14 protein-coding genes are annotated in these 14500 nt (G+C 70.7%); 10 read left to right on the top strand and 4 right to left on the bottom strand.

Annotated elements, in window-relative coordinates:
- Positions 1-13: 13 nt before the first annotated feature.
- Positions 14-1069, top strand: coding sequence for an LOG family protein (locus ACFFGH_RS25350; protein WP_386673541.1), 1056 nt, complete (start codon positions 14-16; stop codon positions 1067-1069).
- Here ACFFGH_RS25350 and ACFFGH_RS25345 read toward each other — a convergent pair.
- Genes ACFFGH_RS25345 through ACFFGH_RS25330 form a run of 4 tightly spaced genes read right to left on the bottom strand, consistent with a single transcriptional unit; the run spans position 1063 to position 4715 of the window.
- Positions 1063-1761 (bottom strand): ion transporter, encoded by a 699-nt coding sequence (locus ACFFGH_RS25345; RefSeq protein ID WP_386673540.1) that lies wholly within the window; start codon positions 1759-1761, stop codon positions 1063-1065. The two genes, ACFFGH_RS25350 and ACFFGH_RS25345, sit on opposite strands and share 7 nt — an antisense overlap.
- Positions 1762-1766: 5 nt before the next feature.
- A complete protein-coding gene (locus ACFFGH_RS25340) occupies positions 1767-2264 on the bottom strand; it encodes an SRPBCC domain-containing protein (protein ID WP_386673538.1) in 498 nt (165 codons plus the stop codon).
- Between the two features lie 55 nt (positions 2265-2319).
- Positions 2320-4254: a multicopper oxidase family protein gene (locus ACFFGH_RS25335; protein ID WP_386673536.1), complete on the bottom strand. Its 1935-nt coding sequence runs from the start codon at positions 4252-4254 to the stop codon at positions 2320-2322.
- Complete coding sequence (locus ACFFGH_RS25330) at positions 4251-4715, bottom strand: DUF6220 domain-containing protein (protein ID WP_386673535.1); 465 nt, start codon at positions 4713-4715, stop codon at positions 4251-4253. The genes ACFFGH_RS25335 and ACFFGH_RS25330 overlap by 4 nt, the downstream gene beginning before the upstream one ends.
- A gap of 249 nt (positions 4716-4964) precedes the next feature.
- Between ACFFGH_RS25330 and ACFFGH_RS25325 the strand changes: the two genes are divergently transcribed.
- From ACFFGH_RS25325 to ACFFGH_RS25285, 9 genes are all read left to right on the top strand, one after another.
- On the top strand, positions 4965-5462 hold the full coding sequence (locus tag ACFFGH_RS25325) for a DUF2975 domain-containing protein (protein ID WP_386673533.1): 498 nt from the start codon (positions 4965-4967) through the stop codon (positions 5460-5462).
- The gene (locus ACFFGH_RS25320; protein ID WP_386673531.1) at positions 5462-5686 is read left to right on the top strand and encodes a helix-turn-helix domain-containing protein; all 225 of its coding nucleotides are present in this window, start codon (positions 5462-5464) and stop codon (positions 5684-5686) included. The genes ACFFGH_RS25325 and ACFFGH_RS25320 overlap by 1 nt, the downstream gene beginning before the upstream one ends.
- Positions 5683-6837 carry an FAD-dependent oxidoreductase gene (locus tag ACFFGH_RS25315; RefSeq protein ID WP_386673529.1) on the top strand — a complete coding sequence of 385 codons (1155 nt, stop codon included), beginning with the start codon at positions 5683-5685 and terminating at the stop codon, positions 6835-6837. Before ACFFGH_RS25320 ends, ACFFGH_RS25315 begins: the two co-directional genes overlap by 4 nt.
- A 74-nt stretch (positions 6838-6911) precedes the next feature.
- Positions 6912-8618, top strand: a complete 1707-nt coding sequence (locus ACFFGH_RS25310; protein ID WP_386673527.1) for a GTPase family protein — start codon at positions 6912-6914, stop codon at positions 8616-8618.
- Positions 8615-10288, top strand: a complete 1674-nt coding sequence (locus ACFFGH_RS25305; protein ID WP_386673525.1) for a GTPase — start codon at positions 8615-8617, stop codon at positions 10286-10288. Before ACFFGH_RS25310 ends, ACFFGH_RS25305 begins: the two co-directional genes overlap by 4 nt.
- Positions 10289-10341: 53 nt before the next feature.
- Positions 10342-10803: an iron chaperone gene (locus tag ACFFGH_RS25300; RefSeq protein ID WP_386673523.1), complete on the top strand. Its 462-nt coding sequence runs from the start codon at positions 10342-10344 to the stop codon at positions 10801-10803.
- A 32-nt stretch (positions 10804-10835) separates the two neighbouring features.
- Positions 10836-12611: a DEAD/DEAH box helicase gene (locus ACFFGH_RS25295; protein ID WP_386673522.1), complete on the top strand. Its 1776-nt coding sequence runs from the start codon at positions 10836-10838 to the stop codon at positions 12609-12611.
- Between the two features lie 103 nt (positions 12612-12714).
- Positions 12715-13056: a PadR family transcriptional regulator gene (locus ACFFGH_RS25290; protein WP_386673520.1), complete on the top strand. Its 342-nt coding sequence runs from the start codon at positions 12715-12717 to the stop codon at positions 13054-13056.
- Complete coding sequence (locus tag ACFFGH_RS25285) at positions 13053-14399, top strand: permease prefix domain 1-containing protein (RefSeq protein WP_386673518.1); 1347 nt, start codon at positions 13053-13055, stop codon at positions 14397-14399. The genes ACFFGH_RS25290 and ACFFGH_RS25285 overlap by 4 nt, the downstream gene beginning before the upstream one ends.
- The last annotated feature ends 101 nt before the right edge of the window (positions 14400-14500 follow it).

Below are 14500 nucleotides of genomic sequence, written 5' to 3'. Positions count from 1 at the left end.
ATACGTTCCTGTCATGACGGCGGCATCCGAAGCGGGCTCCAGGAAGACGCGGCACCCGATCAGGCCCGCAGGCCTGCAGTTCGAGCCCGTGCGGCGGAACGTCTACCGCGCGGAGGAACTGTACGAGGGGTTCGATCCCGCTCGGCCCGATTCCTGGGTGGAGACGGCGGACTTCCGGATCTACGCCGAGTTCCAGGCGCACGGCGGCGCCACGGTCTCCGATTCGTACACGGCGATGCTCCGGTCCTTGCACGACACGTCCACGACCCAGCTCACGGCGAGGGTGATCGAGGACCGCAAGGTGGTCGCCGTGATGGGCGGGCACCAGCTCCGCCGGGACGATCCGGTGTATGCGACGGTGGCGCGGCTCGCGCGAGAGCTCGCCGCCCGGGACTTCCTCGTCACCACCGGCGGCGGACCCGGGGCCATGGAGGCGAGTCATCTGGGTGCGTTCCTCGTGGGCGAGAAGGAGGATCGGCTGGAGGAAGCGATCCGCGCTCTGGCGGTGGTCCCCGGGATGCCAGTAGGCCTCGGCGAGATCCTCGATGAGGACGGCCACGCCGACATGAAGCTCGCGAGGGCGGCGCACAAGTGGTTCACGCCGGTGTTCGAGGTGTACTCGTCCGGCAAGGATCCAGGCAGGACCCTCTCCGTGCCGACATGGCACTACGGACACGAGCCGTCGACCCCGCTGGCGACCGACATCGGCAAGCTGTTCCAGAACAGCATCCGCGAGGACGGGCTCCTCGCCATCGCCACGCACGGCATCGTCTACGCGCCGGGCAGCGCCGGAACCGTGCAGGAGATCTTCCAGGACGCGGCTCAGAACTTCTACGAGTCATACGGCAACCGCCACAGCCCGATGGTGCTGCTCGGCATCGACTACTGGAGTGCGACCCTGCCCGTGGTGCCGGTGCTCTCGAATCTCTTCGGCGATCGCTACGAGGAGATCGTGAAGCTGACCGACGACATCGAGCAGGCGATCCGGTTCATCGAGGACGCGACGCCCGCGCACTCCGCGCTCGAGAAGTGCCTGCCTGCGGCAGCGCTGCAGCCGGGGAACTACTGAGGTGCATTCTGCGGTGCCTCGCTCGCCTCCCGGCGCAGGAAGAACGCGCCGATCGAGCCCGCCAGGGTGGCGAAGATCACCACCGAGTAGATGGCCAGCAGCACATGGACGAACTGCGCGAATGGAGTCTGCGAGGTGATGCCGTCGCCGGTGATGGTCGTCACCGCCGCTTCGTAGAGGGCTTCGGAGTAGCGGTCGTGCGAGCCCGCGGCATAGAGCAGCTGGCTGGAAGCCAGGATGACCACGGCGGTCACCGCGCCGAGCCAGGCGATGCGGCTGGTGAGCAGACGCCCCGCGGACCGGGTGCCGCGAACACCGGCGGAGAAGATGCCGCCCAGTCGCGCCAGCCGGGTGACCCGCAGCACCCGGAGCGCCTGCAGGGCACGGAAGAAGCGCAGGAACGGCACCAGCAGGAACACGAGCTGCCACCAGTTGCGCTTCCAGAACCGCCGCCCGAAGCCGGCGATGTACGCGCGCAGGAAGAACTCCGCAGCGAAGACCGCCCAGAACAGCCAGCCGAGGACCGTGAGGATCGACACGAGCGGCTGCTCTTTGGCCAGCAGCTGCCCGAGGATGACGAACAGGAACAGCAGCCCGAGCACGCCCATCGGGCGGTCGAGCCGCTTCGCGAGGGCCTCGGCCGCATCCAGGCGCCGGAGCTCCGTCTCTGAATGCTCGGACGCCGGTGTCATCCCGCTCAGCCGGACAGCTCCGTGTAGTACTCCCGCATGGCGGGGTAGTAGTCGTCCCAGTCGATGTCGGCGGCGTCCGCGTCGTCCAGCACGCGGGACAGCCGGTCGAGGTAGTACTCCCAGCCCGGACCGATGCTGCCGATGTCGTCACCTCCGAGCAGCTGGGCGAAGAGCAGTGTCGTGACGCCGTCGTCGTGGGTGAGCTCGAACCGCAGCCGCCAGGTGTCCTGCCCGACACGGGTGGAGCCGGAGAACCGGTGCGGGGGAGCGCATTCCACGATCCGGTACTCCTCCGGCGGGACGTCGCCTTCCGCCGTCATGAAGAACGTCACGCGGCCGCTGCGAGGGTCGCCTTCCCAGCGGCCGATCCAGCGTTCCAGCTGATCGGACTCCGTCATGGCGGCCCACACATCGTCGATCGGGTCGGGGAAGCGGCGGATGAGCTGCAGCTCCTGGCCGCGCGGGCCGTCGCCGATCGTTCCGGTCGGAGTGGGGGAGGTCATGGGTTCATCGTCTCGCAGTTCTGGCCTCGAATGTGTCGCCCCGGCCCTTCCCGGGTCATTCTGGGTGGTTGTCGTGCGGTCCGCCTTGCTCGAACGGGCTGGTCACGCCCTCGTAGCGCAGCGCCATCATCATTCCCTCGACCGCGTGGTCCAGATTGTGGCAGTGGTCCATCCAGATGCCCGGGTTGTCGGCGGAGAGCAGCACCTCCCACACCTCGCCGGGCTGCACGTCGAACGTGTCCAGCCGGAGGGGTGAACCGGTGGCCGCCACCCCGTTCCGGGAGAGCACCAGCACGTGGTGGCCGTGGATGTGCATGGGGTGGGTCTCCCAGCCGCGGTTCACCACCGTCAGCCGAACGGTGTCCCCTTCCCGCACGTCGAGGCTGGGGATGTGCGGGAACACCCGCCCGTTGACGGTGTACGCCTCTCGCGGGATGCCGGAGAGGAACCGAGGCAGCCGGTCGAGCACCATGGTCGATTCGATCAGGGGACCGTCGGGCACGGCCGGCGTGCCGGCGTGCCTGCCGTAGTGGAGCAGGTCGAGATCCGGTGCGTCCGGATCGACCTGCGGTGTCGCGGCGCCTTCGCCGGCGGTCAAGGTGAGGGATGCACTGGACGAGGCGTCCGTGGTGACGAGCACCCCGGTGTCGGGCATCGTGAATGCGATGTCGAGGCGGCCACCGGCCGGGATGCGCAGCGCGGCCGACTCCACCGGCGTCGGCGCGGTGAGGTCTCGCGCGTCCGCAGCGACGACGCGGAAGTCGGTGCCCGCGATGCGGAAGCGCCGCGGGACCTGGTCGGTGTTGAGCAGGCGAAGTCGCACGGACTGCCCGGCCTCCACGCGCACCGTGCGCCCCTCGTCGGTTTCGCCGAGGAGCACCCGGCGACCGAGCGTGTGCACCGGCAGGGTGAGGTCGACCTGCTCGGCGATTCCGGACTTCGGCAGCACGACGAGCGTGCCGTAGAGGCCCCGCTTCACGCCCTCGGCCGAGTGCTGATGTGTGTGATACCAGTACGTGCCCGGGTCCTCCGCGACGAAGCGGTACTGGAACGAGTCGCCCGGGCGGACCGCGTTCTGGGTCACTCCCGCCACACCGTCGTCGCCGTTCGGCAGATCCACCCCGTGCCAGTGGATCGTGACCCCCTCCGCGATGTCGGCGTTGTGCAGGGTCACCTTCACCAGGTCCCCCTCGGTGACCCGCAGCTCTGGACCGGGGACCGATCCGAACGCCCAGGCATCGACGGATGCGCCGGAGGCGAGTGTCAGCCGCTCGGTGCCGGCCGTCAGGTCGAAGGAGGCGACCGGCCCATCCGCGTCTGGCGGGGTCCGGAGCTCTTCGACGGACACAGCGTCGGCTGAGGCGAGGGCGGGGCGGGCGTTCGAGGGGTGCTGGTGCGGCGTCGTCAGCGATGACGGGTCCGCCGTGTCCGTCAGCCACGCGTAGCCGACCCCGGTGCAGGCGACCAGAGCGCTGAACGCCACCAGTCCGGCGATCTGCCTGCGACCGCGTCGCGCGAAGAGTGCGGCGGCGAGCGCGGTGGTGAGGACGGCGAGGGCCAGCAGCACAGCGGCCGCCGGAAGTGTCAGCGGGTACCCGATCACCGACCGCGCGACGATCCCGAGGATGCCCGCGATCGCCGCGGCGGTCATGCCGGTCGGCACCGCTGCTGAGAGCCGGTCCGGCCAGCCGCGTGCGGCCGCCAGCAGCGGGCGGAGCCCGAAGATCACCGCGATCGCGGCACCCAGGGCCGCGAGGGGCAGCGCGAACAAGAGTCGCTCCTGCGCGAACGCCCAGTGACGGGACACGAGGACGCCGCTCAGGCCGGCCTGCGCCAGCAGCGCCACCACACCCACGCCGACGAGGGCAACTGCGAACCGGGCACTCCGGCGCGACGGCGCCAGCGCGGCGAGCACCGCGGCGCCCACCCAGGAGCCGGCGCCGACGACCGCGGCGCCGAGCTCCAGAGCGAGCAGCTGGGAGGAGGTCACTGCACGGGCGTCGCCGTCCGGGCGCCCTCCGCGGTCGCCCCCGCGCCGCGCCGCGGGAACCCGAGCCTCCATGCGATTGCGAGCACGGCGATCCCCAGCAGCGTGATCACGACGCCGTTCAGGCCGTGGACGCTCAGCAGGATCGTCGCTCCGATGGGCACGGTGTCGCTCTCCGGTCCGGTGCCGAAGATCACGCCGGTGAGGATGAACAGCACGGTCTGGAACAGCACCAAGACGAACGCGATCGCGCTCAGCCAGACCGCGCGCTTGCCCGCTTTGGCGAGCGCGGCGAAGACGAGCACGAGCAGCGCGAGCAGCCTGACGAAGATGGCGCCGTTCATGCCGTGGATGGTGAACAGCTCATCCTCCGGCTTGCTGAAGACGCCCATCGCCGCGAAGTAGAACTGCAGCACACAGGAGAGGACGAGGAGGAGGGAGATGATGGCAAAGGCTTTACGCACAGCGGCTCCTGATCAGAGGTTCGCCGTGCCCCGATGCGCGGCGATGGCCGCAGATTACTCCCGCCGGGCGCGCGGCTGCGACCCCCTGTTTCCGCGGTTTCTCGCGCCTTGGCGGGTGCTGCGCTCGGCCGCGTCGCATGATGCCGGCGCGGCGAACGGGCGGTCGGCGGTTCGGCGCACGACCGTCGGTCCAACGATTGCCGCGCGAAAGCGATTGACTTTCGATAGGTACTGCGCGACACTCGATGCATGCTCAACGTGAAATGGATCGTCGCGCTGCTCAGGGTGCTGCTCGTGCTGGCGTTCGTCTTCCTCCTGGTCATGGAGTTCTTCAGCATCCCGGGTGACATCCTGCACGACCTGGGGCAGGCGCCGGAGGCCGCACACCTGCTGCTGCCGATGCTGGTGGTCGCCGAGCTGGTGATGATCTGCTTCCAGATCGTGCTCGTGTGCATCTGGGTTCTGCTCACGATGGTCAGGAAGGACCGGATCTTCAGCGACGCGTCCCTGCGCTGGGTCGACGGGATCGTGTGGTCGTTCGTTGCGGCGTGGGTGTTCTTCGCGGGGCTTGCGGTCTACCTCACCGCGTACCTCTACCTCACGCCCGAGCTGCGTGATCCCGGGCTTCCGCTCCTGCTCTTCGGCCTCACGCTCGCCGGGGCGGTGGTGGTGCTGCTCATGCTCGTCATGCGGGCGCTGCTGCGCCAGGCCACCACGCTGCGGACCGACATGGAAGAGGTGATCTGATGCCCATCGTGGTGCGGATCGATGTCGAGCTCGCCAAGCGGAAGATGAGCGTCGGGGAGTTCGCGGAGCGGGTCGGATTGACGCCGGCGAACGTGGCGGTGCTGAAGAACGGCCGTGCCAAGGCGGTGCGCTTCAGCACCCTCGAGGCCATGTGCCGCACGCTCGGCTGCCAGCCAGGCGACCTGCTCGAGTGGGTCGACGAGTCGTCGACCCCGACCGGGTGACCCCACCGGAAGGTGCCGGCCCGCACCCCCGCACCACAGTCGACGTCCTGGTGGTGGGTGGCGGACTCGCCGGGTTCGCCACCGCCACGCTGCTCGCGGAGCGAGGCCACCAGGTGCTCCTGGCCGAGCGGCGTCCCAGCCTCACCACAGCCATACGGACGACCGGCATCTTCGTCCGGAAGACGCTCGACGACTTCCAACTCCCTCCCGAATGCCTCGGTCCGCCGATCCGCCGGGTCGTGCTCTATCCGCCGAGCCTGCGGCGCCCGGTTGACCTGGTCAGTGCGCGCGACGAGTTCCGGGTGGGCGACATGGCGGGGCTCTATGTCGCAGCTGCCCGGACGGCCGCCCACGCAGGCGTCCATGTGGCGCTCGGCACCCGCTATCTCGGTCGCCGGGACGGCGGCTTCCTGCTGGACGGCAGGGATGGTCCGACTGAAGTGACGGCCCGGTTCATCGTGGGCGCCGACGGAGCACGGTCCGCGGTCGCCCGGGACCTCGGACTCGACCGCAACGCCCACCTGCTCGTCGGAGCCGAGGAGGTCTTCGAGATCCCGCCCGGCGACGAGCCGCCCACCTTCCACTGCGTGCTCGACCCGTCGCTCGCTCCCGGATACCTCGCGTGGGTGGTGAACGACGGCCGGCACGCCCACGTCGGCGTCGCCGGCTACGCGAGCCGGTTCCCGGATGGGCTGCGCCGGACGGCGGAGCGGTTCAGCCTCTCGGCGCCAGGACTGACCGGTGTGGCACGGCCCGACCGGGTGGAGTGGCGCGGTGGTCTGATCCCGGTCGGCGGACTGCTGCGCCGGATCAGCAGCAGCGAGGGGCTCCTCGTCGGGGATGCGGCGGGCGCCGTCTCCCCGCTCACCGCCGGCGGTCTCGACCCGTGCCTTCGGCAGTCGGAGCTCGCCGCCGGCGTGCTCGACGACGCGCTGCGCTCAGGGACGCCGCACGCCTTGGCCCACTACGACGGCGCCGCGCTGCGCGCCCGCTTCCGCGGACGCCTCGCGCTTCGCCACGGGCTCGGTCAGGTCCGCACACCCGCGGCGGCGGCGGTGGCCTTCTCGGTGCTGCGAACACCAGCGGGGAAGGCCGCCGCCCGCCGGATCCTGTTCGGCGATCGGTCCTTCCCCGGCCCACGACCCGGCTGAGTCCGCCTGGCGGTTCGCCTGGTACGCGTGCGGGTCGGATGTGCGTCCCAGCCCGGCAGGGAAGGATGACAGTCGTGGTGAGGGAATCCGACGGCGACAACGCCCGGCTGCTCGCGGCGATGACCCGCTTCCGGCACGCGCTCGAACGCGCAACCCTGCCGCTTGACCTTCCCGGCGCGAACGAGGCCCGCCACCTCCGGATGCGCCTGGTGGACCAGCTCGACGACTACATCCTGCCGCGGCTCACCTCGATCGACGCCCCGGTGCTCGCCGTGGTCGGCGGCTCGACCGGAGCGGGCAAGTCCACACTCGTCAACTCCCTGATCGGGCGGGAGGTGAGCTCGCCCGGCGTGCTGCGACCCACCACCCGGTCACCGGTGCTCGTCCATCACCCGGATGACGCAGACTGGTTCGCCGATCAGCGGATCCTGCCCGGCCTCGCCCGGGTGACCGGCGGCCCTGCCACCGCTGTGAACGCCGCATCGGTGCGGCTCGTCGCCACCGACGCCGTCGGCCGCGGGCTGGCGCTCCTCGACGCCCCCGATATCGACAGCGTCCTCGCCGCCAACCGCGAGCTCGCCGCCCAGCTCCTCGCCGCCGCTGACCTGTGGATCTTCGTGACCACCGCCGCCCGCTACGCCGACGCCGTGCCCTGGGACCTGCTGCGGGAGGCGGCGGAGCGCGGCACGGCGGTCGCGATCGTGCTCGACCGTGTGCCCGCCGAGGCGATGGACGACATCAGCGCCCACCTTGCGGACATGCTGCGCGAGCAGGGCCTTTCGCAGGCGCCGATCTTCCAGATCGCCGAGTCACCCCTGGAGGACGGTCTCCTTCCCCGGGGACAGACGGCCCGCATCCGCGACTGGCTCGCCGCGCTGGCAGGCAACGCCACCGCCCGCGCGGCGGTCGTGCGGCAGACCCTGCAGGGTGCGCTCGAATCCCTCGACGGCCGGGCCATGGCGCTCGCCGCTGCGTCATCCCAGCAGGCCGCCGCCGCCGGCGCGCTGCTCGATACCGCCCGGAACGCCTATGACGACGCACTCGAAGGGGTGCAGGTGGGGATGCGGGACGGCTCCCTGCTGCGCGGCGAGGTGCTCGCGCGGTGGCAGGAGTTCGTCGGCACAGGCGAGTTCTTCCGTCAGGTCGAGACGACGGTGTCACGGCTCCGCGACCGGGTCACCGCCTGGTTCAAAGGCGAGCCACCGCCGGCGGAGCGGCTCGGCGAGGCCCTGCAGTCAGGTGCGGAGCTGCTGATCTCCAACCACGCCGAGCTGGCGGCCAGCGCCGCGAGCCGGGCCTGGCGCTCGCTGCCCGGCGGAGAGCAGCTGCTCGCCGTCGATCCGGCGCTCACCCGCTCCAGTGCGGGCGTGGATGCACGGATCGAGCGACTGGTGCGCGACTGGCAGGGCGACATCCTCGACATGGTCCGCGAGGAGGGGGCGGACCGCCGTGCGATGGCTCGCTTCACGGCCTACAGCGTCAACGGCCTCGGGGTGGTGCTCATGCTGCTGGCCTTCACCAGTGGCGGCCTGGTGCTGCTCGAGGTCGGGATCGCCGGCGGCACTGCGGTCGTCGGGCAGAAGCTGCTCGAGGCGGTGTTCGGGGATCAGGCGGTGCGCGAGCTCGCGCAGAAGGCGCGCGAGCGGCTGCTCCAGCGGGTCGCGGAGGTGTACGCCGCGGAGCGCGGGCGATTCTATGAAGTGGTGGAGCGTTTGCAGGTTTCGGGTGAGAGCAGCGAGACGCTCGCGAGGGCGGCAGCCGACGTGAAGGCCGCTCGATGAGCCCGATCCGCAGCGGCGGCGCCAAGGTCGGCGGCTTCTCCTCCGAAGAGCTCGGGCTCCGCACCGCCGCGCTGGAGTCGGCGCTCGGCACCGGAGGGGATGAGCTCGACTACGCCCACGTCGGCCGGGCGCGGGCCGTCGTGGACAAGGTGCGTGAGCGCACCAGCCTGTCCGGTGATCACACGGTGGTGGCCCTCGCCGGCGCCACCGGCAGCGGCAAGTCGTCGCTGTTCAACACGCTGGTCGGAGCCGATGTCGCACGGATCGGGGCGCGGCGGCCGACCACGTCGAAACCCACCGCCGCGGTGTGGGGGACCGGCGACGCCGGCGAGCTGCTCGACTGGCTGAAGGTCGACGCCCGGCACGTCGTGCCGGACGGACAGCACGACCGGGTGGTCGGATCCCTCGATGGGCTGGTGCTGCTCGACCTGCCCGACTTCGACTCCCGCGAGGCGTCCCACCGGCTCGAAGCGGAACGCATCCTCGAACTGGTCGACGTCTTCGTCTGGGTCACCGACCCGCAGAAGTACGCGGACGCGAGGCTGCACGACGACTTCGTGCAGCTGCTCGCGCAGCACGAGTCGGTGACCCTGGCTGTGCTGAACCAGGCAGACCGGCTCCCTCCGGACGCCGTGGACGCGTGTGTGGCGGACCTCCGCAGCCTGCTCTCCCGGGACGGCATCGCAGACGCGACGGTGCTGCCGACGTCGGTGCGCACGGGCGCCGGCATCGCGGAGCTGCGGCAGCGCATCGCCAACTCGGTCGCCGGGCGCACCGCATCGCGTCAGCGGCTCAGCGCCGACGTGGTCACGATCGCGAGGATCCTCCGCAAGGACGTCGCCGACGACGAGGTGCGCGCTGACCGGCTGCCCCGCAGGGACCTGGATGCGGCGCTCGCGCGCGCCGCGGGCGTGCCGATCGTGCTCGATGCCGTCGGGCGCCAGTACCGGCGCGATGCGCTCGCCCACTCGGGATGGATCTTCACCCGCTGGATCGGTCGGCGTGGGGCGGATCCCATGCGTCGCCTGCGGCTCGACGGATCGGGCGGCCGGCAGTCGAAGCCGGTCGAGCGGGGAGAGGCGGACGTCCGGACGTCGCTCGGGCGCTCGTCGATCCCAGCACCGAGCGACGCCACCCGCTCCGCCGTCGAGGTGGCGACCCGGGCGTTCGTGCAGAGTGCGTCACAGGGGCTTCCGGTGCGGTGGGGGCGGGCAGTCGACGATGCCGCGGAGGCGGGGGATGAGACCCTCGCGGATGCGCTCGATCAGGCTGTCCTCGGCACGTCGCTCGCGGCGCGTCGCCCGGGATGGTGGTTCGCTGCGAATGCGCTCCAGTGGCTCTTCGGCGTCGTCGCGGTGCTTGGCGCGCTCTGGCTGCTGCTCCTCTACGTGCTCAGCCTGCTCGCGATCCCACCGCCGGAGACTCCCTTGGTGGGCGTGGTGCCGGTGCCGACGCTGATGCTCATCGCCGGGGTGCTGCTTGGAGTCCTGTTCGCCCTCCTCGCACGCTGGCTGGCGCTGATCGGCGCGCGCAGACGCAGCTCCCGGATCGAGGGCCGGCTTCGGAAGGCCATCGCCGCGGTCACCGATGAACGCATCGTCGCGCCGATCTCCGCTGTGCTCGCGCGCCACCGGACGACCAGGGAGCAGCTCGACCGCGCGGGGCGATGAGCCGATCAGGATCCGAGAAGCGCCGACCCACCCACCCGGCTACCGTGACGGACATGGACGCAACGACGAAGAAGAACCGATCCGGCTCCGAGGGCTTCACCGAGGAGGAACGTGCCGCGATGAAGGAGCGCGCCGCGGAGCTGAAGGCGGAGGCCGGCCGGGGGCGAGGCGCGGCGAAGGCGGCAGCCGATCTGGAGGACGTGCTCAAGGCGATCGCGGAGATGCCGCAGCCTGACCGCGGGCTCGCCGAGCGCATCCACGCCATCGTGACGACCGCGGCTCCGAGCCTCGCGCCGAAGACCTGGTACGGGATGCCCGCCTACGCCCTCGACGGCAAGGTGGTGTGCTTCTTCCAGGCAGCGGACAAGTTCAAGTCGCGCTATTCCACGTTCGGCTTCAACGACCCTGCCAAGCTCGACGACGGCACCATGTGGGCCACATCCTTCGCCGTGACGGAGCTGAGCAAGGCCGACGAGGCAACGATCGGCGACCTGGTGCGGAAGGCCGTGGGCTGAGGCTTCCCGGGTCGCGGAAGTACCGTTGACCCATGTCATCCTCTGACCACACCGCGGACCCCGGCGCCGAATCCGCCGGCGAGCTGTCCTCCTTCGATTCACTCGGCCTCGACCCTCGGGTGCTGAAGGCGCTCAAGGATGTCGGATACGAGACCCCGTCGGCCATCCAGGCGGCGACGATCCCCGCCCTCCTGGCCGGCCGGGACGTGGTCGGCCTCGCCCAGACCGGGACGGGCAAGACCGCGGCGTTCGCACTGCCGGTCCTCTCCCGGCTGGACGTGTCGCAGACCACGCCGCAGGCGCTGGTGCTTGCACCCACCCGTGAACTCGCGCTGCAAGTGTGCGAGGCGTTCGAGCGGTACGCCGCGCACCTCCGCGGCGTCCACGTGCTGCCCGTCTACGGCGGCCAGGGCTACGGGGTGCAGCTCTCGGCGCTTCGGCGCGGTGTGCACATCGTCGTGGGAACACCCGGCCGCATCATGGATCACCTCGAGAAGGGGACCCTCGACCTCTCCGAGCTCAAGTACCTGGTGCTCGATGAGGCCGACGAGATGCTCAAGATGGGTTTCGCCGAGGATGTCGAGACGATCCTCGCCGACACGCCGGGTAGCAAGCAGGTGGCCCTGTTCTCGGCCACCATGCCCGCACAGATCCGCCGGATCTCCCAGAAGTACCTGCACGACCCGGAAGAGATCACGGTCAAGAACAAGACCACCACGTCGGCGAACACCGCGCAGCGCTATCTCGTCGTGTCGTATCCGCAGAAGGTCGACGCCCTGACCCGCATCCTCGAGGTCGAGAACTTCGAGGGGATGATCGTGTTCGTCCGCACGAAGAACGAGACGGAGCTGCTCGCGGAGAAGCTGCGCGCCCGCGGCTACACCGCGGCGGCGATCAGCGGCGATGTGGTGCAGACGCAGCGCGAGAAGACGGTCAACCAGCTGAAGTCGGGCAAGCTGGACATCCTGGTCGCGACCGACGTGGCCGCGCGCGGGCTCGACGTCGACCGCATCAGCCACGTCGTCAACTACGACCTGCCCATCGACACCGAGTCCTACGTGCACCGCATCGGGCGAACCGGGCGTGCGGGCCGCTCCGGAGACGCGATCAGCTTCGTCACGCCACGCGAGCGCCGGATGCTCACCGCCATCGAGAAGGCCACCCGTTCGCCGCTGAAGCAGATGCAGCTGCCCACCGCCGAGGACGTGAACGCCACCCGGCTGACGCGCTTCGACGACCAGATCACCGCAGCGCTGGAGCAGAGCGAACGGATCGCGCGGTTCCGCGACATCATCGGACACTACGTCGAGCATCACAATGTGCCCGAGGCGGACGTCGCGGCCGCGCTCGCCGTCGTCGCGCAGGGCGAGACGCCCCTGCTGCTGTCGCCCGAGGACGACCGCCCCCAGCGCTTCGACCGCGACGACCGGGAACGACCGGACCGCGGCGGCCGGGTGCGTGAGAGCGGCCGCCGCGAGGACGGCGATCGACCGGAGCGCCGCAGCCGCGGCGCCGGTACCGCGCTCGCCACCTACCGCATCGACGTCGGAAGGCGGCAGCGAGTGGAGCCCCGGCAGATCGTCGGCGCGCTCGCCAACGAGGGCGGCCTCAGCAGGGAGGACTTCGGGGGCATCGACATCCGCCCGGACTTCTCCCTCGTGGAGCTGCCGGCCGATCTGCCGACGGACGTGCTGGACCGGCTGCGGGGCACGCGAATCAGCGGCAAGCTCATCCAGCTGCGCCCGGATCGCGGGGCGACGCAGCGCAGCGGAGCCGACAGGCCGGCCCGGAAGCCGCGCCACCGCTGAGACGCCTGGGCTGGGCGGCCGCTTCGCCGATCGGCCGCGTCTCCGCGTGCTTCCCCATGCCTTGCAGTGCAAGGTAACGTGAGGCGTGAGACGGAGGCTCCGCATGGACAAGGACCTCGTGGCCGCGATGGCTTCGCCGCTCGTGCTGGCGATCCTCGCGGAGGACCGCAGCTACGGATACGCCATCCTGAAGCGCGTGCGCGAGCTCTCCGACAGCGAGCTCGAGTGGAGCGACGGCATGCTGTATCCGCTGCTGCACCGCCTGGAGCGCCTCGGGTACGTCGAGGCCCAGTGGGGCCGCTCCCCGGAGGGACGGCGACGGCGCTACTACGAGATCACCGCGCCCGGACGCGCAGAACTCGCCCACCAGCGGCAGCAGTGGGCGACGGCCACGAGAACGCTCGGCGGGATCTGGAAGGCGGGATCCGAGGCGGCGGCGACGTGAGCGGGACGCTCGAGACGGACATCGCCGAGTGGCGGGCACGCGTCACCGGCGGGACAGCACTCGCGCCGGCCGACGCGGATGAGCTGGAATCGCACCTTCGCCAGGAGGTCGCCGTGCTGGCGGCGGCGGGGCTGTCGGACGATGAGGCCTTCCTCATCGCCGTGAAGCGGCTCGGGGCGATCGACCAGCTCACCGGGGAGTTCGCTCGAGAGCACGGAGAACGGCTCTGGAAGCAGCTCGGCCTCGGCGATGCGGACCGGCCCGCCGGGCGGCACGGCTCAGCGATCCCCATGGTCGTCCTCGCCGTGGCCGCCGCGGTGCTGGTGCAGGTCGCCCGGCTCGCCGCCGGGCTGCCGGAGAACGCGGCGCCGTGGTTCGTCCGCAACCTCGGCCTGTTCTTCCTCGTGCCGCTCGTCGGATACTTCGCGTGGCGCAGGACGGTTCACGTGCGCTCCGCACTGGTGCTCGCCGCCGTTCTCGCAGTACTCGCCGTCGCCGTCAACCTCTACCCGTTCGGTTCCGGCTCGGACACGCAGGTGCTTGTCGCCGTCCACCTGCCGGTGGTCCTCTGGCTCCTGGTCGGTGCCGCGTATCTCGCCCCCGACCTCCGTTCGTCGTCCGGCCGGATGGACTTCATCCGGTTCTCAGGCGAGTGGTTCATCTATTACGTGCTGATCGCGCTCGGCGGCGGCGTGCTGATCGGGCTGACGAATCTCGTGCTGCTGCCGATCGCGCCGGAGGCGATCGACGACGTCGTGATGTGGGCGCTGCCGTCGGGGGCGGCAGCCGCGGTGGTCGTCGCCGCCTGGCTGGTCGAGGCCAAGAAGGGCGTCATCGAGAACATCGCCCCGGTGCTCACCGTCATCTTCACCCCGCTGTTCGCGATCATGCTGATCGCGTCGGCGATCGTGTACGGGCTCAACGGGGTCGGCCGGGAGTTCGACCGGGACCTGCTGATCGTGTTCGACGTGCTGCTGCTTGTGGTGATCGCCCTGGTGCTGTACGGACTGTCGGCGCGCGATCCGCTCCGGCGGGCCGGTGTCGCCGATGCGCTGAGGCTCGCGGCGGTGGTCGCGGCACTGATCCTCGACCTGCTCGTGCTCGGGTCGATGCTCGCCCGCATCGGCGAGTTCGGCTTCACCCCCAACCGCGTCGCGGCCCTCGGTCTGAACCTGCTGCTGGTCGGCAACCTCGCCGGGACCGCCTGGCTCTCCGCCAGGATGATCGCTGGTCGGTCGAACGCGCTGCGGCTCGAGCGCTGGCAGACGGCGTACCTGCCGTTCGTCGGTCTGTGGGCGGCACTCGTCACGATCGCGCTGCCGCCGCTCTTCGCCTTCGCGTGAGGTGGTGCGGAGGACCGGTGGAATCGGCCCGCGCACCGTGCCACCGCTGAGTCGAAGGACCTTCGGCCCTCCCCGCACACGCACCGGCTGCCCTACGGTTC

Source organism: Lysobacter korlensis (genome assembly GCF_042434515.1).
This window is presented reverse-complemented; position numbering and strand designations above follow the sequence as displayed.